At 72.1% G+C, this 24,700-nt stretch carries 25 protein-coding genes and 1 tRNA gene; 17 read left to right on the top strand and 9 right to left on the bottom strand.

What is annotated here, in order from left to right; genetic code table 11:
* Positions 1–4: 4 nt before the first annotated feature.
* Positions 5–265, bottom strand: coding sequence for an acyl carrier protein (locus ACIRPX_RS22475; RefSeq protein ID WP_404197316.1), 261 nt, complete (start codon positions 263–265; stop codon positions 5–7).
* A 244-nt stretch (positions 266–509) separates the two neighbouring features.
* Between ACIRPX_RS22475 and ACIRPX_RS22480 the strand changes: the two genes are divergently transcribed.
* Positions 510–1,310: a 4'-phosphopantetheinyl transferase family protein gene (locus ACIRPX_RS22480; RefSeq protein WP_404197318.1), complete on the top strand. Its 801-nt coding sequence runs from the start codon at positions 510–512 to the stop codon at positions 1,308–1,310.
* Here the strand turns inward: ACIRPX_RS22480 and ACIRPX_RS22485 are convergent.
* The gene (locus tag ACIRPX_RS22485) at positions 1,273–1,710 is read right to left on the bottom strand and encodes an ATP-binding protein (protein WP_404197320.1); all 438 of its coding nucleotides are present in this window, start codon (positions 1,708–1,710) and stop codon (positions 1,273–1,275) included. The two genes, ACIRPX_RS22480 and ACIRPX_RS22485, sit on opposite strands and share 38 nt — an antisense overlap.
* Before the next feature lie 223 nt (positions 1,711–1,933).
* On the opposite strand from ACIRPX_RS22485, the gene ACIRPX_RS22490 reads away from it, so the two are divergent.
* The 9 genes from ACIRPX_RS22490 to ACIRPX_RS22530 all read left to right on the top strand — a co-directional run bounded on the left by ACIRPX_RS22490 (position 1,934) and on the right by ACIRPX_RS22530 (position 11,794).
* Complete coding sequence (locus ACIRPX_RS22490) at positions 1,934–2,752, top strand: hypothetical protein (protein WP_404197322.1); 819 nt, start codon at positions 1,934–1,936, stop codon at positions 2,750–2,752.
* A 136-nt stretch (positions 2,753–2,888) separates the two neighbouring features.
* Positions 2,889–3,620, top strand: a complete 732-nt coding sequence (locus ACIRPX_RS22495) for a YcnI family protein (RefSeq protein WP_404197325.1) — start codon at positions 2,889–2,891, stop codon at positions 3,618–3,620.
* An 89-nt stretch (positions 3,621–3,709) separates the two neighbouring features.
* The gene (locus ACIRPX_RS22500; RefSeq protein WP_404197328.1) at positions 3,710–4,360 is read left to right on the top strand and encodes an SCO family protein; all 651 of its coding nucleotides are present in this window, start codon (positions 3,710–3,712) and stop codon (positions 4,358–4,360) included.
* Positions 4,357–4,806 (top strand): copper chaperone PCu(A)C, encoded by a 450-nt coding sequence (locus ACIRPX_RS22505; RefSeq protein ID WP_404197331.1) that lies wholly within the window; start codon positions 4,357–4,359, stop codon positions 4,804–4,806. Before ACIRPX_RS22500 ends, ACIRPX_RS22505 begins: the two co-directional genes overlap by 4 nt.
* 13 nt (positions 4,807–4,819) lie before the next feature.
* Complete coding sequence (locus tag ACIRPX_RS22510; RefSeq protein ID WP_404197334.1) at positions 4,820–6,838, top strand: copper resistance CopC/CopD family protein; 2,019 nt, start codon at positions 4,820–4,822, stop codon at positions 6,836–6,838.
* Between the two features lie 8 nt (positions 6,839–6,846).
* On the top strand, positions 6,847–8,136 hold the full coding sequence (gene efeB, locus ACIRPX_RS22515) for an iron uptake transporter deferrochelatase/peroxidase subunit (protein WP_404197337.1): 1,290 nt from the start codon (positions 6,847–6,849) through the stop codon (positions 8,134–8,136).
* Between the two features lie 81 nt (positions 8,137–8,217).
* Positions 8,218–9,150 (top strand): prephenate dehydratase, encoded by a 933-nt coding sequence (gene pheA, locus ACIRPX_RS22520; protein ID WP_404197340.1) that lies wholly within the window; start codon positions 8,218–8,220, stop codon positions 9,148–9,150.
* A 551-nt stretch (positions 9,151–9,701) separates the two neighbouring features.
* Positions 9,702–10,979, top strand: coding sequence for a serine--tRNA ligase (gene serS / locus ACIRPX_RS22525; RefSeq protein ID WP_404197343.1), 1,278 nt, complete (start codon positions 9,702–9,704; stop codon positions 10,977–10,979).
* Positions 10,976–11,794: an HAD family hydrolase gene (locus ACIRPX_RS22530; protein ID WP_404197346.1), complete on the top strand. Its 819-nt coding sequence runs from the start codon at positions 10,976–10,978 to the stop codon at positions 11,792–11,794. Before serS ends, ACIRPX_RS22530 begins: the two co-directional genes overlap by 4 nt.
* Positions 11,795–11,814: 20 nt before the next feature.
* On the opposite strand, the gene ACIRPX_RS22535 is transcribed toward ACIRPX_RS22530, so the two are convergent.
* The 6 genes from ACIRPX_RS22535 to ACIRPX_RS22560 all read right to left on the bottom strand — a co-directional run bounded on the left by ACIRPX_RS22535 (position 11,815) and on the right by ACIRPX_RS22560 (position 15,988).
* A tRNA-Ser gene (locus ACIRPX_RS22535) sits at positions 11,815–11,902 on the bottom strand.
* Positions 11,903–12,173: 271 nt separating this feature from the next.
* On the bottom strand, positions 12,174–12,374 hold the full coding sequence (locus tag ACIRPX_RS22540; protein ID WP_404197348.1) for a hypothetical protein: 201 nt from the start codon (positions 12,372–12,374) through the stop codon (positions 12,174–12,176).
* A gap of 94 nt (positions 12,375–12,468) precedes the next feature.
* Positions 12,469–13,188, bottom strand: a complete 720-nt coding sequence (locus tag ACIRPX_RS22545) for an ABC transporter permease subunit (protein WP_404197350.1) — start codon at positions 13,186–13,188, stop codon at positions 12,469–12,471.
* A gap of 10 nt (positions 13,189–13,198) precedes the next feature.
* Complete coding sequence (locus ACIRPX_RS22550; RefSeq protein ID WP_404197353.1) at positions 13,199–14,110, bottom strand: ABC transporter ATP-binding protein; 912 nt, start codon at positions 14,108–14,110, stop codon at positions 13,199–13,201.
* Positions 14,107–15,024 (bottom strand): ABC transporter permease, encoded by a 918-nt coding sequence (locus ACIRPX_RS22555; RefSeq protein ID WP_404197356.1) that lies wholly within the window; start codon positions 15,022–15,024, stop codon positions 14,107–14,109. The genes ACIRPX_RS22550 and ACIRPX_RS22555 overlap by 4 nt, the downstream gene beginning before the upstream one ends.
* Positions 15,014–15,988 carry an ABC transporter ATP-binding protein gene (locus ACIRPX_RS22560; protein ID WP_404197704.1) on the bottom strand — a complete coding sequence of 325 codons (975 nt, stop codon included), beginning with the start codon at positions 15,986–15,988 and terminating at the stop codon, positions 15,014–15,016. The genes ACIRPX_RS22555 and ACIRPX_RS22560 overlap by 11 nt, the downstream gene beginning before the upstream one ends.
* Before the next feature lie 258 nt (positions 15,989–16,246).
* Between ACIRPX_RS22560 and ACIRPX_RS22565 the strand changes: the two genes are divergently transcribed.
* The 7 genes from ACIRPX_RS22565 to ACIRPX_RS22595 all read left to right on the top strand — a co-directional run bounded on the left by ACIRPX_RS22565 (position 16,247) and on the right by ACIRPX_RS22595 (position 22,909).
* On the top strand, positions 16,247–17,089 hold the full coding sequence (locus ACIRPX_RS22565; RefSeq protein WP_404197359.1) for a M24 family metallopeptidase: 843 nt from the start codon (positions 16,247–16,249) through the stop codon (positions 17,087–17,089).
* Positions 17,086–18,846, top strand: coding sequence for an SDR family oxidoreductase (locus ACIRPX_RS22570; protein WP_404197361.1), 1,761 nt, complete (start codon positions 17,086–17,088; stop codon positions 18,844–18,846). Before ACIRPX_RS22565 ends, ACIRPX_RS22570 begins: the two co-directional genes overlap by 4 nt.
* A gap of 61 nt (positions 18,847–18,907) precedes the next feature.
* Positions 18,908–19,840, top strand: coding sequence for a MerR family transcriptional regulator (locus tag ACIRPX_RS22575; RefSeq protein ID WP_404197364.1), 933 nt, complete (start codon positions 18,908–18,910; stop codon positions 19,838–19,840).
* Between the two features lie 123 nt (positions 19,841–19,963).
* Positions 19,964–20,542, top strand: coding sequence for an RNA 2'-phosphotransferase (locus tag ACIRPX_RS22580; RefSeq protein WP_404197366.1), 579 nt, complete (start codon positions 19,964–19,966; stop codon positions 20,540–20,542).
* Positions 20,539–20,997: a hypothetical protein gene (locus tag ACIRPX_RS22585; protein ID WP_404197369.1), complete on the top strand. Its 459-nt coding sequence runs from the start codon at positions 20,539–20,541 to the stop codon at positions 20,995–20,997. Before ACIRPX_RS22580 ends, ACIRPX_RS22585 begins: the two co-directional genes overlap by 4 nt.
* Positions 20,998–21,039: 42 nt before the next feature.
* The gene (locus ACIRPX_RS22590) at positions 21,040–21,945 is read left to right on the top strand and encodes an LLM class flavin-dependent oxidoreductase (protein WP_404197372.1); all 906 of its coding nucleotides are present in this window, start codon (positions 21,040–21,042) and stop codon (positions 21,943–21,945) included.
* 94 nt (positions 21,946–22,039) lie between these two features.
* Positions 22,040–22,909: a Cof-type HAD-IIB family hydrolase gene (locus ACIRPX_RS22595; RefSeq protein WP_404197375.1), complete on the top strand. Its 870-nt coding sequence runs from the start codon at positions 22,040–22,042 to the stop codon at positions 22,907–22,909.
* Positions 22,910–22,961: 52 nt separating this feature from the next.
* Here the strand turns inward: ACIRPX_RS22595 and ACIRPX_RS22600 are convergent, their stop codons facing one another.
* Positions 22,962–24,647 carry a GAF domain-containing sensor histidine kinase gene (locus ACIRPX_RS22600; protein ID WP_404197378.1) on the bottom strand — a complete coding sequence of 562 codons (1,686 nt, stop codon included), beginning with the start codon at positions 24,645–24,647 and terminating at the stop codon, positions 22,962–22,964.
* Between the last annotated feature and the right edge of the window lie 53 nt (positions 24,648–24,700).

The following is a 24,700-nucleotide window of genomic DNA, read 5'->3' on the forward strand; positions in this document are numbered from 1 at the left end:
ACGGTCAGTCCTGCCAGCCGGCGTGCTGGCCGAGTATCCGGTGCACCTCGGTCAGGTTGACCATCTTCGGCAGTTCGGACTGCGGGATCTCGACCTTGTACTTCTTCTCCAGGCGGGCCAGGATCTCGATCGCCCGCAGCGAGTCCGCCTCGTGGTCCTCGACGAACAGGCTGGTCTCGGTGATCTCCTCCGGCTCCAGTTCGAGCACCTCGGCGACAATCTCGCGGATTTCGTCGAGCTGCTGCTGCTTGCTTTCCTCAGACATGTGAAGCCCTTCTCCTGGATATTCCACCGACCGATTCGGTGAGTCCGACATTAGCCAGCGGCGCGACGGCGGAGCCAGCATCCATGGGCGTTCACAATTAACCGGGGGAATCCGGCGATTTCCTTTAACCGGGCCACGGAAAGGAGGCAAGAGACGGTGCAGGAAGCTGCCATGCCGAAGGCCGCGTGACCGGTTGCTGACACCGCGGCCGGGAACCGCGGGGGCGCGCCTACGGTGGGTTCACATGTCCCCGGTGTTCCCGCACGCTCCGTCGTCCCCGGCACGGGTGTGGTGGTGGCGGCTGCCGCTCACGTACACGCCCGCCGATCTGGCGCTGCTGAGCCCCGCCGAGCGCGACCGCGTCGACCGCACGCGCAGCACGCGCGCGAAGGCCTCCCTCGTCGTCACGCGCGCGCGGGCCCGCCGCGTCCTGGGCGAACTGCTCGGCGTCCCGCCCCGCCGGATCCGGCTGGGCCGGGCCCCCTGCCCGTGCTGCGACGCCCCGGACCAGGGCCCGCCCGTCGTCCTGCACCCCGGCGGCGCACCGCGCATCAGCCTCTCCCACACCACGGGCTGCGCCGCGCTGGCGGTCTGCGAGGGCCCGGTGGGCGTGGACGTCGAGGAACGACGCCCGCTGCCGGTCTCCACGCTGGCGGCCTCGACGCTCACCCCGGGCGAGGCGGAGCACCTGGCGGACATGCCCGCCGGTCCCGGACGCGACGCCGCCTTCCTGCGCTGCTGGACCCGCAAGGAGGCGGTGCTCAAGGCGGTGGGCACCGGCATCACGTCCGACCTGACGGTCCTGGAGACGCTCCCGGGCTCGTCCGGCCCCGTCCGGGTGGAGGCCGGCGCACACCCCGCGGCACCACGCCCCTGGTCGGTGACCGACCTGCCCCTGCCGGCCCCGTGGACCGCGTCCCTGGCGACACCGCACGGCACACCGGGACCACCGCTCGTGACGCGCTACGGCGACTCGGTGCTCACCCCGGACGGCGGCACGGCTCCGCTCACACCGCCATCAGCGGCGCGTCCTGGCGCCACTTGAGGATCTTGTCGAAGCTGACGATCGTGCCCTCGCGGCCGGGCTTGACGGCGATGTCGACGTGGTCGGCGAGTTCGCGGATCAGATAGAGGCCCCGGCCGTGCTCGGAGTCGGCGCGGACGGGGCGCAGGGCCGGGCGGGGGGCGAAGCCCGGTCCCGAGTCGGTGACCTCGATGCGGCACTTCTCGCCGTCTAGGTAGGCGGTGACCCGGTAGGCCTCCGAGGGCACGCCGCCTCCGCCGTGCTCGACGGCGTTCGCGCAGGCCTCGCTGAGGGCCACGGACAGGTCGTAGGAGATGTCGGGGTCGACGCCCGCGGACTCCATCGTGCCCAGCAGCAGCCGTCTCGCGAGCGGAACGCTCGCAGCTTCACGCCGCAAGTGGAGTGACCACCAGATGCTCATGCTCCAGCCTCCAGGCAGCGGCTCGACATACCGTTTCTTATTGCCGCGCGTACGCCGGTGTAAGCACAGAGTTGACGTGATGCAGCCCATATGGGCGATGCGTCCGGAACGGAATCGGTGTATGGGCGGGCGGCTCGTACCGGAGAGTGACCGTCCGGCCCCCGCGGAACCTTGCGGACCTGCCGTACGGCGCCGGCGGCGCCAGTGCGATGATGGGCCCGCCATGACTGCCCCCCACCAGCGCGCGGCGCGCTCCGGAAAAGGTCTCCGGACGTTCAGGGCCTCGGTGTTCGCCGCGGTCTGTGTCGTGCTGGCCGCGGGAGGCCACGTCCTCGCCTCCTGCGCGACGGTCCCGCTGTGGACCATGGGCGCGGGCTTCCTGGCCACCGCCCTGGTCGTGGTGCCGCTCGCCGGACGCGCCCGCTCCCTCCCCGGCATCGTGGCCCTGCTCGCGGCCGGGCAGGTCGCGCTGCACACGCTGTTCGGGCTGGGCCAGCACACGGCCGCCGCGGCCTCGGCGGCCGACGCCACCCTCGTCGAGCGCGCGGCGCACCTCGTCTGCGGCACCACGGCCGCCGCGATCAGTCCCGCCCAGGCCCGCAGGATCCTCGCCGACGCACGCCTGTCGCCGGACACCGCCACCGGCATGGACATGAGCTCCATGCGCCACCCGGGGGACGCGCTGTCCGCCTCCGGCACCATGAGCGCACTGCTGCCGTCGCTGCCGATGCTGCTCGCCCACGTCCTCGCGGCGATCGGCGCCGGCTGGCTGCTGCGCCGCGGCGACCTGGCCCTGCTCCAGCTCACCGAACTGTCCGCGCTGTCGGCCCAGTCGGTCGCCGAGAGCGCGCTCGTACGCTCCCTGCGCGGGGCGCTGGCGCTGGTGCGCGCCCTGCGTGCCGGGCTCCCGGCCGCGCCCGCCGCGCGCCCGCGCCCGCCGCGGCCCGCCCTGCTCGCGCCACCGAAGCCCCGTACCACCGCACTTCAGCACACGGTGATCAGGCGCGGCCCCCCGGCCGCCGCACTCTCCCTCGCCGCCTGACACGACGACACCGCCACTCCGCCGAGACCGGGAGAGGGGCCGCCGTCGTGCGGCACACGAGCGTGCCCGCGTCTTCGCGCCGCGCGTCCCCCGTCACCGGTCCTCACTCGAAACCCGAAGTGGAGTGCATCCGTTCATGAAGGCTTCCCGCCTCGCGGCCACCGGCGCCCTCGCCGCCTCGGCCGTCGTCGTCCTGTCGTCGCCCGCCTTCGCCCACGTCACCGTGCAGCCCGAGGGCACGGCCGCCAAGGGCGGCTACGCGGTCATCGACTTCAAGGTCCCCAACGAGCGGGACGACGCCTCGACCACCAAGCTCGAGGTCACGTTCCCCTCCGACCACCCGCTGGCCTCCGCCATGCCGCAGCCGATCGACGGCTGGGACGTCAAGGTCACCACGTCCAAGCTGGCCAAGCCGATCGAGATGCACGGCAAGACGATCGACGAGGCCGTCTCCAAGATCACCTGGACGGCGAAGAACGGCGGCGTCGGGCCCGGCTTCTTCCAGAAGTTCCCGGTCTCCGTCGGCACCCTGCCCGAGGACGCCGACCAGCTGACGTTCAAGGCGCTGCAGACCTACTCGGACAAGGACGTCGTCCGCTGGATCGAGGTGCAGCAGAAGGGCCAGGAGGAGCCGGAGCACCCGGCCCCGGAGCTCACCCTGACCGCGGCCGGGGACGGCCACCACGGCTCGACCGCCGAGGACGCGTCCGCCGGCTCCAAGAACTCGGAGAACACGGCCGCCGACACCTCCGCGGGCTCCGGCGGCAGTGACACGACCGCGCGCGTGCTGGGCGTCGTGGGCATCGCCGTCGGCGCGCTGGGCGTGGCGTACGGCGTGCTCGCCGGCCGTCGCCGCGGCGACGCCTGAGGACCGTCCGTCCGCGTGTGCCACCGGGGGCGCGTGCCGTGCACGCCCCCCGGTGCACACCAGAGCTCTCACATCTGGGACATTTTTCTATGCGCAAGAAGACGTTCGCCGCGGCCGCGCTGCTCGCCGCCGCCTCTTTGACCCTCTCCGCCTGCGGCAGCGGCGACGACGGGTCGCCCGTCTCCGTGGTCTCCGAGGACACCTCGCAGAAGGCCGTGACCATCCTCGACCAGCCCTTCGAGAAGCCGGACCTGGTCCTGACCGACACCCAGGGCAAGAAGTACGACCTCCGCAAGGAGACGGCGGGCCGCCCGACGCTGGTCTACTTCGGCTACACGCACTGCCCCGACGTCTGCCCGCTGACGATGAACAACATCGCGGTGGCGAAGAAGGCGCTGCCCAAGGCCGCACAGGACAAGCTGCGGGTCGTGTTCGTCACCACCGACCCGGGGCGCGACACCCCCTCCGAGCTCGGCAGGTGGCTCAAGGGCATCGATCCGCAGTTCGTGGGCCTGACCGGCGACTTCGCCACCATCCAGGCCGGCGCCCGCACCCTCGGCATCTCCATCGAGCCGACGCACAAGGACAAGAAGACCGGCAAGACGGTCTCGGTGCACGGCACCCAGGTCATCGTGTTCTCGCCGAGGACCGACGCCGGGTACGCCCTCTACGACGACCAGGCCACCGTCGACGACTACACCAAGGACCTCCCCAAGATCGTCAAGGGGGAGAACCCGTGAGGCACCTCGCCGCGCCGGCCGCGCTGATGGCCGGTGCCCTGGCCCTGACGGCCTGCTCCGGCTCCGGTGACGCGAAGGCCGACCTGTCCGTCAGCTCCTCCTACATGCCGCAGCCGGTCTCGGACATGGCCGCGGGTTTCCTCACGATCGCCAACGAGGGGGGTGCGAAGGACGAACTGACCTCCGTCACCAGCGACGCCGCGGGCAGCGTCACCGTCCACCGGACGGTGGGGCAGTCCATGGAGGAGGTCGCCTCGCTCGACGTCCCCGCCCACGGCCGGCTCGTGTTCCGCAGCGGCGGCAATCACCTGATGTTCGAGAACCTGAAGCGAAGGCCGAAGCAGGGCGAGAAGGTGACGGTCGAGCTCCACTTCGCCGACTCCGGTCCGATCAAGGTTGAGATGCCGGTGAAGTCCGCCACGTACACCCCCGCGACCGGACACTGAGGGAGGGACCACCGTGACGCAGCCCATCACCCCACGCCGTATGCGGACCCTGGCGCTGCTGTGCCTCACCGTCATCGGCGTGCTCCTCGCCGGGGCCGGGCCGGCCTCCGCGCACGCCGCGCTGACCGGCAGCGACCCCGCGCAGGGGGTGGTGGTCGACAAGGCCCCGGGCCAGGTCACGCTCACCTTCTCGGAGAAGGTCGCCACGTCGGACGACTCGCTGCGCGTGCTCGACCCCAAGGGCAAGCGCGTCGACGCCGGAAAGCCGTCCAACGTGAGCGGCACCTCCTACGCCGTGCAGCTCAGGAGCGGCCTGGCCGACGGCACCTACACGGTGTCCTGGCAGGTCGTCTCGGCGGACAGCCACCCCGTCGGCGGCGCCTTCACCTTCTCCATCGGCGCCCCGTCCACCACCTCGGTCAAGGTGGTCGGCCAGGAGGTCGGCGGCGGGGTGGTCGGCTGGCTGTACGGCTTCGGCCGCTACCTCTCGTACGCCGGCTTCATCGTCATGGTCGGCGGCGGCGCCTTCGTCCTCGCCTGCTGGCAGCGCGGTTCGGGGGTACGGCCGCTGCAGCGGCTCGTCGTCTCCGGCTGGCTGTCGCTGACCGCCGCGACCCTGCTGCTGCTCCTCCTGCGCGGCTCCTACACCAGCACCGGGAAGGCCGGCGACATCTTCGACCTGGGGCTGCTCGGGCAGGTGCTGCAGACCAAGACGGGCGCGGCACTGGTGTCCCGGATGCTGCTGCTCGCCGCGGCGGCGCTCTTCATCGCCGTGCTGTTCGGCGCCTACGCCCGCCCGCCCGCCACCACCCCGGCCGACGGCGCCGCGCCCCGGCAGGCCGATGCGCGCGACGACGAGGAGAAGGGGGACCTCACCTTCGGGCTCGCGATCGGCGGGTTCGTCGTGTCGGCGGGGCTCGCGGCGAGCTGGGCCATGGCCGAGCACGCCTCCACCGGGCTCCAGCCCGGCATCGCCATGCCGGTCGACGTCGTCCATCTGCTGGCCGTCGCCTCCTGGCTGGGCGGACTGTGCGCCCTCCTGGTCGCGCTGTACCGCTCGGAGACCCCGATCGAGTCCGCCGCGGTACGGCGCTTCTCCCGGGTCGCCTTCGGCAGCGTCCTCGCGCTCGTCGCGACCGGCATCTACCAGTCCTGGCGCCAGCTCGGCTCCTGGTCGGCCTTCACCGACACGTCGTACGGACAGCTGCTGCTGGTCAAGATCGGCCTGGTGGGCGTGATGGTCGGCATCGCGTGGTTCTCCCGGCGGTGGACGGCGCGGCTGGCGGACACGGCGCCCGCCGCGTCCCGCCGGCGGGAGAAGGCGCACGTCAGCGCCGGTTCCACCACGGCCCAGGAAGCCGTGGCCGAGGAAACCGCGGCCGAGGAAACCGCGGCCGAAGGCGGCACGAAGGGCAGGAAGCCGGCCGCCGGCCACGGGGCGTCCGGCGGCCCCGAGCGCGCCGCCCAACTCGCCCGCCAGCGGGCCGCCGTCGCCACCGCGGAGAAGAAGCGGCTGCGCGACGCGGACCCGCACCGCTTCGGACTGCGCCGCTCGGTGCTCGCCGAGGCGGGTGTCGCCGTCGCGCTGCTCGCCGTCACCACCGTCCTGACGCAGACCGAGCCGGGGCGCACCGAGCAGGACGCCGAAGCGGCCAGGGCGGCCTCGTCCCAGGCCTCCGACTCCTCGTCCGGGGCGCTGACGCTGACCATGCCGTTCGACACCGGCGGCACGGACGGCAAGGGCGTCGTGTCGGTGGACGTGGACCCCGCGCGCGTGGGCGGCAACGAACTGCACGTCTACGTCACGCGGCCCAACGGCCGCGCCTTCGACGTCCCGGAGGTGAAGCTCGCCCTCACGCTCGACGCCAGGAAGATCGGGCCGCTGCCCGTCACACCCGACCGTGTCAGCACCGGACACTGGACGGCGGACAACCTGCAGATCCCGATGGCCGGGGACTGGAAGGTCGCCGTGACCGTGCGCACCTCCGACATCGACCAGGTGACCGTCTCCAAGAACGCGCAGATCGGCTGAACCGCACCATGACAGACCCCTCCACCCCGCAGGCCCGCACTCCCGTGGACGCGGGTGCCCCGACCGAGGCCCCCGCCGCGCGGGGCGTCTCGCGGCGCGCCCTGATCGGCACCGCCGGCGCCACCGGGCTCGTCCTCGGCGTTTCCGGCGGCGCCGCCGGATACGCGGCCGCCCCCTCCACGGCCACACCGCTGACCTCCGTCGGCTCCGGGCGGGCGATGTTTCACGGGAAACATCAGCCCGGCATCACCGAGGGCCTGCAGGCCAAGGGCCACCTCGTCGCCTTCGACCTGACGGCGGGCGCGGGCCGCCCGGAGGCGGCGGCACTGCTGCGCCGCTGGTCGGCCACGGCCGAGCGGCTGATGGCGGGTGAGCCCGCGGCGCACGCCGACACGGGCGTGGCCCGGGACGCCGGGCCCTCGTCGCTGACGATCACCTTCGGCTTCGGGCACAGCTTCTTCGCCCGCACCGGACTGGAGAAGCAGCGCCCGGCCTCCCTCGACCCGCTGCCGGACTTCTCCTCCGACCAGCTCGACAAGGCCCGCAGCAACGGCGATCTGTGGGTCCAGATCGGCGCCGACGACGCCCTCGTGGCCTTCCACGCCCTGCGCGCGATCCAGAAGGACGCGGGCGGCGCCGCCCGGGTGCGCTGGCAGATGAACGGCTTCAACCGCACGCCGGGCGCCACCGCCCGCCCCATGACGGCACGCAACCTGATGGGCCAGATCGACGGCACCCGCAATCCGAGGCCGGGCGACTCCGACTTCGAGCGGCGGATCTTCGTGCCCGCGTCCGGCTCGGCCGGCCCGCCCTGGATGGCGAACGGTTCCTACGCCGTCGTACGCCGCATCCGCATGCTGCTCGACGACTGGGAGAAGCTGACGACGCAGGCCCAGGAGAACGTCATCGGCCGTCGCAAGGCCGACGGGGCGCCGCTGTCCGGCGGTTCCGAGACGACCGCGATGAACCTCGACAAGACCGACGCCCAGGGCGAGTACGTCGTCCCCGTCAACGCCCACGCGCGCATCACCCGGCCCGACCAGAACGGCGGTTCGGCGATCCTGCGGCGCCCGTTCTCCTACCACGACGGCATCGACGCGGACGGCGTGCCCGACGCGGGCCTGCTCTTCATCTGCTGGCAGGCCGACCCGCTGCGCGGTTTCGTCCCCCTGCAGCGCAAACTCGACCGCGGCGACGCCCTGTCGAAGTACATCCGGCACGAGGCGAGCGGCCTGTTCGCGGTGCCGGGCGGGGCCGCGCGGGGGGAGTACGTGGGGCAGCGGCTGCTGGAGGGATGAGAAACCGGCCCGGTTCACCCGCCCGAGGGGCCCGTGTGAGACGTGTGAGCCGCGTCCCCGTGAGCCCATTAGGGTGAAGGCATGCCAGCGAGCTACGCGTATCTCGGTCCCGAGGGCACCTTCACCGAAGCCGCCCTGCGCACCCTTCCCGAGGCGGCCACCCGGGAGCTGATCCCGTACGTGTCCGTGCAGTCCGCGCTGGACGCGGTCCGCGCCGGGGAGGCCGAGGCCGCGTTCGTGCCGATCGAGAACTCCGTCGAGGGCGGCATCACCACCACCCTCGACGAACTGGTCGCGGGCGCACCGCTGATGATCTACCGCGAGGTGCTGCTGTCGATCACCTTCGCGCTGCTGGTCAGGCCGGGCACCCGGCTCTCCGACATCAAGACGGTCTCCGCGCACCCGGCCGCCCAGCCGCAGGTGCGCAACTGGCTCAGGAACAACCTCCCCGACGCCCACTGGGAGTCGGCCGCCTCGAACGCGGACGCGGCCCGCCTGGTCCAGGAGGGGCAGTACGACGCCGCCTTCGCGGGCGAGTTCGCCGCCGCGCTGTACGGCCTGGAGGCGCTGGAGACCGGCATCCACGACGCCGAGAACGCGCAGACCCGCTTCGTGCTGGTCGGCCGGCCCGCCCGGCCCGCGGCGCCGAGCGGCGCGGACAAGACCTCCGTCGTGCTCTGGCAGCGCGACGACCACCCCGGCGGTCTGCGCGATCTGCTCGGCGAGTTCGCCACCCGCGGCATCAACCTGATGCTGCTGCAGTCCCGGCCCACCGGCGCCGGCATCGGCAACTACTGCTTCTGCATCGACGCCGAGGGCCACATCTTCGACCGCCGGGTGGCCGAGGCCCTGATGGGACTCAAGCGGATCTGCCTGGAGGTGCGGTTCCTCGGGTCGTACCCGCGTGCGGACCTCGGCTTCGAGGACGTGAGCGCACCGCGCAGGGGCACGTCCGACCAGGAGTTCGTGGCGGCGGCGGACTGGGTGGCCCGCTGCCAGGACGGCCGTTTCTAGCCAGTCGCACCCATCTGCCCGCCAGTCCTACCTGCAGATTTTCGTTGTCCACAGGAGTTATCCACAGACGCGCGTCTCGACCTGGGGACAAGTCGACAGTGAAGCGTCAGTCAGTCGACAAATCGCTGTGTGAGCCCCCACCGCGTCCACCCGCGCGCATGTCACCGTTCGTCCACTCGTTTCCTATAGGCAATCCTTTGGGGCGACCGCTTTCCACCGAAAGTGGCGGTAAAAGCTGGTTCGCTCGGGGAATCCACAGGGTGACGCGGCGGTTTCGGAGTGATCAATTCCGAAATCCACAGACCCTCCACACACCCTGTGGATAACTCTTGGGGGGTTGTGGACCGCTGTGGACAAACGGCCTCCCAAGTCCCGCTCCGCACAAGGGAATCGAGTCAACCCCACACCGGCCACCCCTCCCCGTTCCAGGGAGTGGGACACTTTTTGTTGACACTGTGCGCAATTCGCTCATAACGCAACGTACGCCGCAATTCAGGACCGGCGGCCGTGACGTGTCGTGGCCGTATCCCCGCACCGGTAGCCTTGACCGCGTGATTGACCTTCGCCTGCTCCGTGAGGACCCCGACCGTGTGCGCGCGTCCCAGCGCGCCCGTGGAGAGGACGTCGCGCTCGTCGACGCTCTCCTGTCTGCCGACGAGCGGCGCAGGTCGTCCGGCGTCCGCTTCGACGAGCTGCGCGCCGAGCAGAAGCAGCTCGGCAAGCTCATCCCCAAGGCCTCGGGCGACGAGAAGGCCGAGCTGCTGAAGAAGACCGGCCAGCTCGCCGCCGACGTCAAGGCCGCCGACGCCGAGCGCGACGCGGCCGACGCCGAGACCCAGGAACTCCTCCTCCGGCTCGGCAACCTCGTCCACCCGGACGTGCCGGTCGGCGGCGAGGAGGACTTCGTCACCCTCGAGACGCACGGCACGATCCGCGACTTCGGCGCCGAGGGCTTCGCCCCCAAGGACCATCTGGAGCTCGGCACGCTCCTCGGCGCGATCGACGTCGAGCGCGGCGCGAAGGTCTCCGGCTCCCGCTTCTACTTCCTCACCGGCGTCGGCGCCCTCCTGGAGCTCGCCCTCGTCAACGCGGCGATGGCCCAGGCCACGGCGGCCGGCTTCACCCCGATGCTGACGCCCGCCCTGGTCCGCCCCCAGTCGATGGCGGGCACCGGCTTCCTCGGCCAGGCGGCCCAGGACGTCTACCACCTCGACAAGGACGACCTCTACCTGGTCGGCACCTCCGAGGTCCCCCTCGCCGCGTACCACATGGACGAGATCCTGGACGCCGACCGGCTGCCCCTGCGCTACGCCGGCTTCTCGCCCTGCTTCCGCCGCGAGGCCGGCTCGCACGGCAAGGACACCCGGGGCATCTTCCGCGTCCACCAGTTCGACAAGGTGGAGATGTTCTCCTACGTCGCCCCCGAGGACTCGGAGGCGGAGCACCGGCGCCTGCTGGACTGGGAGAAGCAGTGGCTGACGTCGCTGGAGCTGCCGTTCCGCGTGATCGACGTCGCCTCGGCCGACCTCGGCGCCTCGGCGGCCCGCAAGTTCGACTGCGAGGCGTGGATCCCGACCCAGGGCAAGTACCGCGAGCTGACCTCGACCTCGGACTGCACCGAGTTCCAGTCCCGCCGCCTGTCCATCCGCGTCCGTGACGGCAAGCAGGTCAAGCCGCTCGCGACGCTCAACGGCACGCTGTGCGCCGTACCGCGCACGATCGTGGCGATCCTGGAGAACCACCAGCAGGCCGACGGCTCGATGTACGTGCCCAAGGTGCTGCGTCCGTTCCTCGGCGGCCGGGAGGTCCTGGAGCCGGTCGCCAAGTGAACGAGGCGTCTCCCGCGGGGGGTTTCCCGTACCGGCTGATCGCGACCGACCTCGACGGAACGCTTCTGCGCTCCGACGAGTCGGTCTCCCCGCGCACCCGTGAAGCGCTCGCCGCGGCCACCGCGGCGGGCGCCGCCCACATCGTCGTCACCGGCCGCGCGGTCCCCTGGACCCGGCACGTCCTCGACGACCTCGGCTACCAGGGCCTCGCGGTCTGCGGCCAGGGCGCCCAGGTCTACGACGCCGGGGCACACCGCCTGCTCACCTCCGTGACCCTGGACCGGCAGCTCGCGGGTGTGGCGCTGGCCAAGATCGAGTCGGAGGTCGGCCCGCTGCACCTGGCGGCGAGCCGTGACGGTCTGTCGGGCGAGGTGCTGGTCGGCCCGGGCTACGCGGTCACCGGCGCGCTCCCGGCCACCCCCTTCACGGACGCGTCCGACCTGTGGGCGGCCCCGCTGAACAAGATCTACATACAGCACCCGGACCTGACCGACGACGAGCTCGCGGAGGCGGCCCGCCGGGCCGCGGGCGGCTTCGTCACGGTCGCGATGGCGGGCGAGGGCATCGTCGAACTGCTGCCGCTGGGCCTGTCGAAGGCCACTGGCCTGTCCCTGGCGGCGCGCCGGCTCGGCCTGAAGGCCGCGGAGACGATCGCCTTCGGCGACATGCCGAACGACATCCCCCTGTTCGCCTGGGCGTCCCACGGCGTGGCCATGGCCAACGCCCACGAGCAACTCAAGGCGGTGGCCGACGAGATGACGTCCTCCAACGAGGAGGACGGGATCGCGGCGGTGCTGGAGCGGTTGCTGGGCTGAGCCGGCTGGACCGCTGTCCGCGGAGGATGCACGGATCGAACGTGCGCGGGCTTTCCAGGCCCGACCTTGGCTTAGCAAGCCAGTGCCTTACCACTCGGCCAATCCTCCGGGTGGGCGGCCCACGCGAGAGACACATCGCGTGCTCGAAGCGGCCGCCCCGGGCAGCTCCGGGTGTGCGGAGCGGGCTCGACGGTGGGGTGACTACACCGGAGACCGCCGCGGGCTGCCCTGTCGGGAGCTGGACGTACTGTCGTGCATGGACATCGCCCGGCTCCTCTCCCCGTGTGCGGCGCCGGACTCACCGTCCGGCGACGTGGACACCACCACTGTGCCTGTCGGGCGAGTCGGGCGCCACCGAATAAGACGGCCCCCGCGAGGGTCAGGGCCGGCGCCACCTGCGCCGGCGCGCCTTGCTGAAGAACCAGCCCGCGGGCGGCTCGTCGGAGCGCCAGGGCTGCGGCTCGGGCTCCTCCTCGCGCCAGCGGGCGGCGAGCATACGGGCCCGGGCAGACGGCTCGGTGGTCCCGGCGGACCGTACGAAGTCCTCGTCGAGGACCAGGTCGTCGAAGTCGTCTGCCATCCCTGCTGCCTCCTGTGCGTCCTTCCAGCCGTACGTCCGTACATGTCCAGTCTGCCCGGACACGGGTGAAGTCCCTGTCAAGAGCCGGGACCTGTCACTCCTCGCCGGCCAGCGTCAGCGACCGCAGCTTCTGGCCCGCGTACCAGGTGGCCAGCACGGTCACCGCGATCAGCAGCACCGTCGCCGTCGTGAGCCCGACGTCCGAGGTCACCAGGTCCCCGCCGGCCACCTTGTGGGCGACGGCGAGCGACCACTGCTGGACGCTCAGCGTGCGCGCGCCGGGCACCAGGGAGCCGAACAGGGCTTCCCAGACCAGCGCGTAGACGAGCCCGAAGACCACGGCGTGCCGGGAGACCGTGCCGAGCAGCAGGAAGAGCGCCGCGTAGGCGATGGAGGAGACGAGGGCGGCGACCGTGTAGGCGACCGCGATCTGCTGGCCGTTGCCGTTCAGGATGAAGCCCGCGACGAACGTGGGCAGCGCCGAGAACACCATGGTCACCGCGATCGCCACGATCAGCTTGGTGAAGATGATCGTCGGCCGCTTCAGCGGCTTGGACAGCAGGTACACCACCGAGCCGTCGTCGATCTCGGGCCCGATCGCGCCGGTGCCGGCGATGACGCCGATGATCGGCACCATGGTGGCGAGCGCGAGCCCGCCCAGCAGGTCGGAGGCCGTCTGGTCGTCGGCGCCGGCCAGGGCGCGGACGACGACGGAGATCGCGATCAGCAGCAGGGGCAGGGCGCCCAGGATGAGGGCCCGGCGACGGCCGAGCAGGGCCCGGTAGGTGAGCCGGGCGACTGTGGGGTCGTACATCTTCGGCCTCCTACGCCGCGACCAGGTACGAGAAGACGGACTCGAGGGACTCGTCGGACGGCGAGACCGTGAGCAGCCGGATGCCGTGGTCCCTGGCCACCCGCGGCAGCAGGACCGTGAAGCGGCCGAAGTCGACGGCCTGGACGCGCAGCGCGCCCTCGGCGAGGTCGACCTCGATGCCGGACGTCGACGGGTCGGCGATCAGCGCGGCCGCGAGCGCGCGGTCGTCGCTGGAACGCACCAGGTAGCGGTGCGGCCGGTCGGTCATCAGGCGGCGGATCTTGCGGAAGTCGCCGCTGGCCGCGTGCCGTCCGGCGACCACGACCTCGATGTGCCAGGCGAGTTGCTCGACCTCTTCGAGGATGTGGGACGAGAACAGCACCGTGCGGCCCTCGTCGCCCATGCGCCGCAGCAGGTCCATCAGCTGCATGCGCTGACGCGGGTCCATGCCGTTGAACGGCTCGTCGAGCAGCAGCAGCGAGGGGTCGTGCACCAGGGCGGAGGCCATCTTCACGCGCTGGCGCATGCCCTTGGAGTAGGTGGAGATCTTGCGGTCCTGCGCGTACTCCATCTCGACCGTGGCGAGGGCCCGTTGGGCGGCCTTGGCGCCCAGGCCGTGCAACTCGGCGTTGGCCACGACGAATTCACGCCCGGTGAGGAAGTCGTACATCGCCTCGCGCTCGGGGACGATGCCGATGTGCCGGTAGATGTCCTCGTTGCGCCACACCTGCTGCCCGTCGAGGGTGACGGTGCCGGTGGAGGGGGCCAGGAAGCCGCCCATCATGTTGATGAGGGTGGACTTTCCGGCGCCGTTGGGGCCCAGCAGGCCGGTGACGCCGGGGCCGATGGTCATGGTGATGTCGTTGACGGCGACCACGTTGCCGAACCAGCGGGAGACGTGGTCGATGCTGAGCGTGGTCACAGTCCGACCTTTCGGTAGCGGCGCATCAGGAGGCCGTAGCAGGCGGCGATCAGGCCGAGGACGACGAGGACGTAGACGACGCCCTGGCCGTGGCTCGGGCCGACCTCCCCGGGGAAGGCCGAACTCGCGCCCAGGAAGGCCGACTGCACCCCGTCGACGAGCGTGACCGGCGAGAAGAGGCCGATCCAGGGGATGGCGCCCGAGCTGTTCTGGGTGTCCGCGATCGCCTGGAGGGTGGAGACGGCGCCGTAGGAGATGGTCATGACGGCGATGACGGCCGCGATGCCGAAGCCGCGGCGCGGGGTCACCGAGGCGATGACCAGGCCGATGCCGGCGAAGAGGAGTGAGAGCAGTGCCACGGAGACGAGTCCCTGCGCGAATCCCTTGGTCTGGTCGGCGAAGTCGAGCTTGGCCAGCAGCGCGCCCACGTAGAGCACGATCAGGGGGGCCGCGGTGAGGACGAACAGCGCGGAGGCCAGGGCGGCGTACTTCGCCCGAACGTAGTCGGCGATCTCGATCGGCCGCGAGAAGTACAGCGGCACGGTCTTGAAGCGCAGGTCGCGCGAGACGGACTGCGGTGCCTGCGAGGCGACGTACAGGCTGATGACGGCCTGCATGATGATCGCGTAGCGCGTGTAGTCGACCGGCAGGTCCTTGGCCTTCGTGGCGACCGCGACGGCCACCATGATGGCGGCGGGCACGCACATCACCACGAACAGCAGCATCGGCAGCACCTTGGACTTGATGGAGCGTCCGAGGCCGTAGGCGCCGCGCAGCGACTGCGAGTAGAGCGAGCGGGTGGCGTAGGCGCGGCCGAGGCGGGGCCCGTCGTAGTTGCGGTAGCCGATGTTGTGGATACGGGTCTGGTCGCCCGGCCCGCCGGCTGCTGTCTGCATCGGCTGCTCAACCGCCATGGACGGCCGCCTCCTTCGTCACGTCCCGGTCCTCGGCGCCCGTGTGGAAGACCTCCGAGATGTGGTGCCTGCGCTGCTCCATGCGCACCAGGCCCAGGCCGAGGTCGGCGACGACGTCGCGCACGAGGTCGTAGGTCTGGTCGCCCTGTGCGGTGAGCAGCAGGATGTGTCCGGCGCCCGGCAGGCCGTCGCTGCCGTCGAGGACCTCCACCCCGCGCGCGTGCAGCGCCTCGCGCACCGCGCGCGTGCCGTCCGGGTGGTCGTCGGTGTCGGTGACCTCGATCGCGAGCGTCGTGGTGGTCTGGGTGAAGTCCGTGGTGGAGCTGGACCGCAGCAGCTTGCCGCCGTCGATGATCACCACGTGGTCGCAGGTGCGCTCCAGTTCGCCCAGCAGGTGCGAGGTGACCAGGACCGAGATGCCGAAGTCGGTGTGGATGCGGCGGATGAGGCCGAGCATCTCGTCGCGGCCGACCGGGTCGAGGCCGTTGGTCGGCTCGTCCAGGAAGACCAGCCGCGGGTCGTGCACCAGGGCCTGGGCGAGCTTGACGCGCTGCTTCATGCCGGTCGAGTAGCCGCCGATGGGGCGGTAGCGCTCCTCGTACAGACCGACGTGGCGCAGCGTGTCCGCGGTGCGCTCGCGCGCGGCCGTGGGCGGCAGCCCGGACATGCGCGCCATGTGGACGACGAACTCGGTGGCCGAGACGTCCGGCGGCAGGCAGTCGTGCTCCGGCATGTAGCCGACCCGCTCACGGATGGCGGCACCCTTGGTCGCGACGTCGAGCCCGAGCACTTCGGCGCGGCCCTCGGAGGCGGGGGACAGACCCAGCAGGATCTTGATCAACGTGGACTTGCCGGCTCCGTTGGCTCCGACGAGGCCGGTCACACCGGGCCCGACGTCGACGGAGAGCCAGTCAAGCGCGGTCACCCGGGGGAACCGCTTGCTCAGGCTTTCGGTCGCGATCACAGTCACGTCCCCGACGATAGTGACGCGCACCACGCCGGTCGTCAGACCGCAGAGCTGTCTTGGCCTCAGACTCCAGATGTACGGGTCCGTAGGGGAGTCCCCTACCTGAGAGTTACGGAGCGTGGTCCACCGCCCCGGCCGTGCCGTCGTCCACAGCCCCGGCCTCCCCATTGACGCGACCTCTAACAACTGTCACATTCATCGGTGTCAAGTTACGGACACGTACCGCAGTCGGCTCGGGCGAGGTTGGGCGGTGGCATGACGACGGCAGTGGCAGGCGAACTCTCCGCGCGGCTGGCGGGGTTCAGGCGGGTGCAGCGCCTCGCCTACGAGTGCGCGGAGGCGGTCGCCGCGCAGCTCCGGCCCGGTGTGACCGAGCGCGAGGCGGCCCGCATGCAGCGGGAATGGCTGCGCGAGCGGGGCGTGCGGGACTGGTTCCATCTGCCCTTCGCCTGGTTCGGCGACCGCACGGCGTTCGCGGACTTCCGCATCCCGCTCCAGTTCTTCCCCACCGGCCGGCGGCTGGAGCCCGGGATGCCGTTCATCCTCGACATGGCCCCGGTGTACGACGGCTTCACGGCCGACATCGGCTACTCGGGCTCGCTCGGGATCAACCCCGTGCAGGACCGGCTCATGGCCGACCTGGAGGCGCACCGCGAGCTGATCCTGCGCGAGGTGCGCGAGCGGCGGTCGCTGCGCACGATCTACGAGGACGTCGACCGCCTCATGGTCCGCCAGGGCTACGCCAACCGGCACCGCGCGTACCCCTTCGGCGTGATCGCGCACAAGGTGGACCAGGTGAAGGAGCGCCGCTGGTCGCCGCGTCTGTTCGGGTTCGGCACGCAGTCCCTGAAGGGACTCGCCTCGGACGCGCTGCACGGCCACCGCGACGGCTGGTCCCCGCTGTGGTCGCCGTACCGCTTCTCCGACCACCCGCCGCGGCCGGGCCTGTGGGCGGTCGAACCCCACCTCGGATTCCGGGGGACGGGCGCGAAGTTCGAGGAGATCCTGGTCGTCACCGACTCCCGGGACCCCGCGCAGAGCGCCTTCTGGCTGGACGACGATCTGCCGCACGTGCGGCGCTGGGCGGAGGACGCGTGACGTTGCTGAAGGGCGCCCGGGAGCGCCGGATCCGGACCGGCGGCGTCGAGCTGCAGGTGGCCGAGATGGGAGACGCCGCACAGCCCACGGTGGTCCTCGTCCACGGCTACCCGGACAGCAAGGAGGTGTGGTCCGAGGTCGCCGTCCGGCTCGCGGAGCGCTTCCACGTCGTGCTCTACGACGTCCGGGGCCACGGCCGCTCGACGGCACCGAAGCCGCTGCGCGGCGGCTTCACCCTGGAGAAGCTGACCGACGACTTCCTGGCCGTGGCCGACGCGGTCAGCCCCGGCAGGCCGGTGCACGTGGTCGGGCACGACTGGGGCTCGGTGCAGTCCTGGGAGTTCGTCACCGTCCGGCGCACCGAGGGACGCATCGCCTCCTTCACCTCGCTGTCGGGCCCCTCCCTCGACCACTTCGGCCACTGGATCGACCAGCGGCTGAAGCGGCCCACGCCGCGCCGGGTCGGCCAGCTCCTCGGCCAGGGCGCCAAGTCCTGGTACGTGTACCTGCTGCACACGCCCGTGCTGCCCGAACTGGCCTGGCGCGGCCCCCTCAGCAAGCGCTGGCCGGGCCTGCTGCGGCGCGTGGAGAAGATCCCCGCGGGCGACTACCCGACCGCCTCGCTGCCCTCGGACGCGGCCCACGGCGCCTGGCTGTACCGCGACAACGTGCGCCCCCGGCTGCGCAGGCCCCGCCAGGACGCGTACGCCCACGCGCCCGTACAGCTCATCACCCCCCTCGGCGACGCGTTCCTGTCGGAGCGGCTCTACGACGACCTGGAGCACTGGGTCCCGCAGCTGACCCGCCGCACCCTGCCGGCCAAGCACTGGGTCCCCCGCACCCGCCCCGACCAGCTGTCGTCCTGGATCACCGAGTTCGTCACCTCCGTCGAGGGCGGGCGGCCCGAGACGGCGCGGCCCACCGGCAGGTACGCCGAACGCTTCGGCGGGCAGCTCGTCCTCGTCACCGGCGCGGGCAGCGGCATCGGACGGGCCACGGCGTTCGCCTTCGCCGAGGCGGGTGCGCGCGTGGTGGCCGTCGACCGGGACGCCGAGGCGGCGGCCCGCACCGCCGAGCTGTCCCGCCTGGTCGGCGCGCCCGAGGCCTGGGCGGAGACCGTCGACGTCTCCGACGAGCAGGCCATGGAGAAGCTCGCCGACAAGGTCGCCGCCGAGTACGGCGTGGTGGACGTCCTGGTGAACAACGCCGGCATCGGACTGGGCGGTTCCTTCTTCGACACCACTCCGGCGGACTGGAAGAAGGTCCTCGACGTCAACCTGTGGGGCGTGATCCACGGCTGCCGGCTGTTCGGACGGCGGATGGCCGAGCGCGGACAGGGCGGCCACATCGTCAACACCGCCTCGGCGGCGGCGTATCAGCCCTCCCGGGCGCTGCCCGCCTACAGCACCTCCAAGGCGGCCGTGCTGATGCTCAGCGAGTGCCTGCGCGCGGAACTGGCGGGCCAGGGGATAGGCGTGAGCGCGATCTGCCCCGGCTTCGTCAACACCAACATCACCTCCACCGCGCGCTTCGCGGGCGTGGACGCCGACGAGGAGCAGCGGCGCCGGAGGAGGACGGCGCGCCTGTACGGCCTCAGGAACTACCCGCCGGAGAAGGTCGCCGACGCCGTCCTGCGCGCGGTCGTGCGCAACGAGGCCGTCGTGCCGGTCACTCCGGAGGCCCGGGGCGCCCACCTGATGTCCCGGTTCACCCCACGCGCGCTGCGGGCGATCGCGCGGATGGAACCACCGCTGTGAGCGCGCGGACCGGGCCGCCCGTGGCGGTCGCCCGGCCCAGCCGCTGAGGGAGGCCGCGAGGATGCCGGCGCCGTACCGGATCGAGGACCTGGCGCACGCCAGCGGCGCCTCGGTCCGCACCATCCGCGCCTACCAGGACCGCGGCCTGCTCCCCCGGCCCGAGCGCAGCGGCCGTGCCAACCTCTACTCGGACACGCACCTGGCCCGGCTGCGCCAGATCGCCGAACTCCTGGACCGCGGCTACACCCTGGCCTCCGTCAAGGAACTCCTCCAGGCCTGGGACGCGGGGCGCGGCCTGGGCGGGGTGCTCGGTCTGGTCGCGGAGGTCAACCGGCCGTGGACCGACGAGGAGGCGGTACGGATCTCCCGCGCCGACCTGGACGAGCGCTTCGGCGGCTCGCCCGACGACGCGGCCGTCGCCGAGGCCGTCGAACTCGGCGTGCTGGAACCGGTCCCGGGCGACCCCGGCTCCTTCCTGGTGCCGAGCCCCCAAGAGCTGTCCGTGGCGGTGGAGTTGCACGCGGCAGGCGTACCGCTGTCGGCGATTTCAGCCCATTTGCGGGAATTGAGGGTCCAGGTCGAGCATATCGCCGCCCGTTTCCTGGAGTTCACCACCGAGCACGTCTTCGCCCGGTACCTCGACGGATCGCACCGTCCGACCGATGCGGACGCGGCGGAAGCGGCTTCCCTGGTGCGACGGCTGCGGCCGCTCGCCCAGCGGACGGTGGACGCTGAACTGGCCCGCGCCATGCGGGTGTTGGCGGTGGGGCAGCTGCGGCGGCAGCTGGGGGAGGAGGGGCCGCGGACGACCCGCCGAACGTCACGCTCCGTGTCCTTGCCCGAGGAGACAATGCGCGCGGTGGAGGAGCTGGTTGGGGTGCGGGACGCCGCACGGTTCGTGGCACTGGCGGCCGAACGGGAGGTGCGGGCACGGGCGTTGGATGCGCTCACGTCAAGGGGCTTGCCCCCGAACGATCTTGACGAACAGGGCTGACGTGTCGGGAAGTTGTCCACAGATTCTCCAACTGGCCTGTGGATAACTACAGTTGGTTGTGGATCAAACCTGCCCGGCATAATTGATCCGCGTGATCCGCGTCTCTCCCGTCATGCTGAGCGGATGGACGAAAGACGCACCGTGAAGGTGTCGAAGTATCTCGCGAAGCACCTGCGCCACCAGCCCGAGCGGATCGGGCTGACGCTCGACGAGGCGGGCTGGGTGGAGATCGACGTGCTGATGGCGGCCGCCGCCGCACACGGCTTCCGCATCACCCGCGACGAGCTGGACCACGTCGTCGCCGGGAACGACAAGCGGCGCTTCGCGGTCGACGGCACCAGGATCCGCGCCAGCCAGGGCCACAGCGTCGAGGTCGACCTCGGACTGCCCCCGGCGACCCCGCCCGCCTACCTCTACCACGGCACCGTGGCCCGCAGCCTGGACGCGATCCGCGCCGAGGGGCTGCGCCCCATGAACCGCCACGCCGTGCACCTCTCGCCCGACCGCGAGACCGCCACCCGCGTGGGCGCCCGGCGCGGCCGGCCGGTGGTCCTCCCGGTCGACGCCGGCGCGATGCACCGCGACGGGCACGTCTTCCACGTCAGCGCGAACGGCGTGTGGCTGACACAGGCCGTTCCGCCGCGCTACCTGCGCTTCCCCGAGGCGCACCGGCGCCCGCCGGGCCGCACCGCTCCGGCATGATCAAGGGCATGGACCACCTCCCCACCACCGAGGCCGCCGTCGCCGCCCTGCGTGCCCTCGCCGACGCGTACGCGCGCGAGTTCGAGGTCGACCACGACATCGGCGCCGACCGGACCTCGCGCCGCAGCGCCGCGGGCGTCGGCGTCACCGCCGACCCGGACGGCTCCCTGCCGCACGAGGCCCACGTCGAGTTCGGCGGCCTGCCCCGGGTGAGCGTCAGGCTCTACCCCGACGACGACGCGCTGATCACCGTCGAGGGCGTCGAGTGCCCCGACGTCGACCGGGACGACGTCCCCGCCTTCGTCCGCTCCCTCTTCGACGACCGCGCCTTCGTCAGGGCACGCCGCTTCCCGCCCGGCCACTTCCTGGTCGTCCCCCTGCCCCGCGACCGCACGCACCGGGAGTACCTGCCGCTGATCGGCCTCACTCCGTGGCTGAGCGCACGCGTGAGGTGACCGTTTCGTCCACCGCCGGCACGGGCCCGTAGGCTCGCACGCATGAGTCTGCGTCTGAGCACCGTGATCCTCCCCCACCGCCGCTGGCACGAAGGCGGCCGTTCGGCGTGGCAGCGGGCCGAGCAGCTGGGTTTCCACACCGCCTACACCTACGACCACCTGTCCTGGCGCGTGCCGTTCCGCGACGGGCCGTGGTTCGGCGCCCTGCCGACCCTGACCGCCGCCGCGGCCGTCACCGACCGGCTGCGCCTGGGCACCCTGGTGACCTCGCCGAACTTCCGGCACCCGGTCACCCTGGCCAAGGAACTCATCTCCCTCGACGACATCTCCGGCGGCCGCGTCACCCTCGGCATCGGCGCGGGCGGCACCGGCTTCGACTCCACCGCGCTCGGCCAGGAGCCCTGGACCCCGCGGGAGCGGGCCGACCGCTTCGCCGAGTTCGTGCCGCTGCTCGACCGGCTGCTCACCGAGGACACCGTGTCGCACGAGGGCGCCTTCTACTCGGCGCACGGCGCGCAGAACATCCCGGGCTGTGTGCAGCGGCCCCGGCTGCCCTTCGCGGTGGCCGCCACCGGGCCGCGCGGACTGCGGCTCGCCGCGCGCCACGGACAGGCATGGGTGACCACCGGCGACCCGAAACTGTACGAGAACGGCACTTCTGAACAGTCGATTCAAGCCATTCGCGGACAGGTCGCGAAACTCGCCGACGCCTGCGCCGAGACCGGCCGGAACGTGGCCGAAATGGACAAGGTGCTGCTCACCGGCTTCACCCCGGACCGGGCCCGCCCGCTGGAGTCGCTCGACGCGTTCGTGGACTTCGCGGGCCGCCACCACGAGCTGGGCTTCACCGAGATCGTGATCCACTGGCCCGTCCCCGGCACCTCCTTCGCCGCCGACCGGAAGGTCTTCGAGCAGATCGCCATGGACGCCCCGGCCCAGCTCGGCTGAGCCGACGGAGGGTGACGGTGCCGGAGAGGGCGGTAACCACTCAGATGTGCGCGGTCCCGCACGGTCGTGCAGGCATATGCGGGAGAATGGCCCGGTGACCTCAGCGACTCGACAGCCCGAGACCCCGGCCCCGGCCGTCCCGCCGCGGCTCATAGCCACCGATCTCGACGGCACGCTCCTGCGCGACGACAAGTCGGTCTCCCCCCGTACGGTCGCCGCCCTCGCGGCCGCCGAGCAGGCCGGCATCGAGGTCTTCTTCGTCACCGGCCGGCCGGCCCGCTGGATGGACGTCGTCAGCGACCACGTGCACGGCCACGGCCTCGCGATCTGCGGCAACGGCGCGGCCGTGGTCGACCTGCACGGCGGCCCCGGCGCCCACCGGTTCGTGAAGGTGCGCGAGCTGGCGCGGGACAACGCGCTGGACGCCGTACGGCTGCTGCGCGACGCGGCTCCCGGCACCATGTACGCGGTGGAGCAGACCTACGGCTTCCACCAGGAGCCGGACTACCCGAAGATGCACATGGAGACCCCGGACCACCTCGCGCGGGCCGAGGAGCTGCTGGCGCCGGACGGTCCGGGCGGCGCCGAGCCGGTGCTCAAGATCCTCGCCTACCACCCGTCCCTCGACCCGGACGCCTTCCTCGCGACGGCCCGGCTCGCCGTCGCCGACCGGGCCAACGTCACCCGCTCCAGCCCCAGCGCCCTGCTGGAGATCAGCGGCCCCGGCGTGTCCAAGGCCAGCACGCTCGCGCTGTGCTGCGCCGAGCGCGGCATCTCGTACGAGGAGGTCGTCGCCTTCGGGGACATGCCGAACGACGTCGAGATGCTGACCTGGGCGGGCCGGTCGTTCGCGATGGGCAACGCGCACCCGGACGTCGTCGCCGCCGCCTCCGGGCGCACGGTCGCCAACAACGACGACGGTGTGGCGGTCGTGATCGAGCGGATGCTGGCCGCCCGCCCGTAGCGCCACCCGGCCCACCGGGGCCGCCCGCCCCGGACAGGGCGGCGCGGGTGGTTCAGTAGGGCGCCTGCCACACCACCGTCGTACCGCCGCCGTTCCCGCCGAGCCCGGGACCGTGTCCGGCGTCGCCGCCCAGGGACTCGGCGCGCCGCTTCAGGTTGCTCAGGCCGCTGCGCCGGCCGCCCTCGGGAATGCCGACGCCGTCGTCCGCCACGGTCAGGCGTACGCCGCGGCGGCCGTCCGGCAGGATCGCGGTCGCGTCCACGACGACGTCGATCCGGGTGGCACCCGCGTGCCGGAAGGCGTTGGAGAGCGCCTCGCGCAGGGCGGCGACGAGGTTCTTGCCGGTCAGCTCGCCGACCAGGGCGTCGACCGGGCCGACGAGACGGTGCGAGGGCCGGAAACCGAGCGGCACGGCGGCCATGTTGATCTCCCGCAGCACGCGGGTGCGCAGCCCGGAGGGCACCTCGGCGGGCCCCTGCCGGAGGGCGAAGATCGCGCTGCGGATCTCCTGGATGGTGATGTCGAGCTCGTCGACGGCCTTGCCGACCCCGTCCCGCACCTCGGGCACGACCGAACCGCGCTGGGCGCTCTCCAGCAGCATCCCGGTGGCGAACAGCCGCTGGATCACCAGATCGTGCAGGTCGCGGGCGATACGGTCGCGGTCCTCGAACACCGCGAGCCGTTCCCGGTCGCGCTGCGCCTCGGCCATCATCAGCGCGAGCGCGGCCTGCGCGGCGAACTGGACCGCGAGTGTGCGCTCCGCCTCGGTGAAGGGGTGCTCCCCCCGTGCGCGCGGCATGACGAGACTCCCGAGCACCCGGCCGTCGCTGTGCAGGGGCAGCATCATGGCCGGCCCGTAGCGGCGGGCGAGCCCGGTGACCATGCGCCGGTCGGTGGCCGCGTCATCGGTGAACACGGCGCGTCCGGCGAGGAGTGCGGCGACGACCTCACTCTGCGGCGGGACGACCGTGCCGAGCAGCCCCGACGGCCGGTCGGCGGCCACGGCGACGATCTCCAGGCCGCCCTCGTCGGCGGGCAGCAGCACGATCCCCGCCGCGGACCCGGACAGCCGGCGGGCCTGTTCGGCGACGACCTGGAGGGCGTCGTCGGCGTCGCCGCCGGCCAGCAGGGCGGTGGTGACGGCGACCGACCCGTCGATCCAGCGCTCCCGCTGCTGGGCCGCCTCGTACAGCCGGGCGTTGCCGATGGCGATACCGGCCTCGGTGGCCAGCACCCGGACCATGTCGAGGTCCTCGTCGTCGAACGGGCCGCCGCCGTGCTTCTCCGTCAGGTACAGGTTCCCGAAGACCTCGCCCTGCACCCGGATCGGCAGACCGAGGAAGCTGCGCATCGGCGGATGGTGCTCGGGGAGGCCCCGAAAGCGCGGATCGGCCGTCAGATCCGTGAGGCGGACCGGCTCCGGGTCGCGGACGAGCGCGCCGAGCAGCCCCCTGTGCCCGTCGGGCGGCCGCCCGATCAAGCGGGCGGCCGTCTCGTCGACGCCCTGCTGGACGAAGTCGGCGAGACCGTCCCCGTGCGCGTCGACGACGCCGATGGCCGCGTAGCGGGCACCGGTCAGCGCGGCCGCGGTCTCGCAGATCCGCTCCAGGGTGGAGTGCAGTTCCAGCCCGCTGCCGACGGACCGCATGGCCGCCAGCAGCCGGGGCACGCGGGCGACGGGGTCGGCCGGGAGTCCCGGGGCCGGCCGCCCGGGGCCGGGGAGCGGTACGACGGACATGCTCCGAGCGTAATAAGTCCTGTTTGACGCAGAAAGTCGGGAGCTGCGGGCGC

The organism is Streptomyces sp. NPDC101225 (assembly GCF_044767585.1).
Classification (GTDB): domain Bacteria; phylum Actinomycetota; class Actinomycetes; order Streptomycetales; family Streptomycetaceae; genus Streptomyces.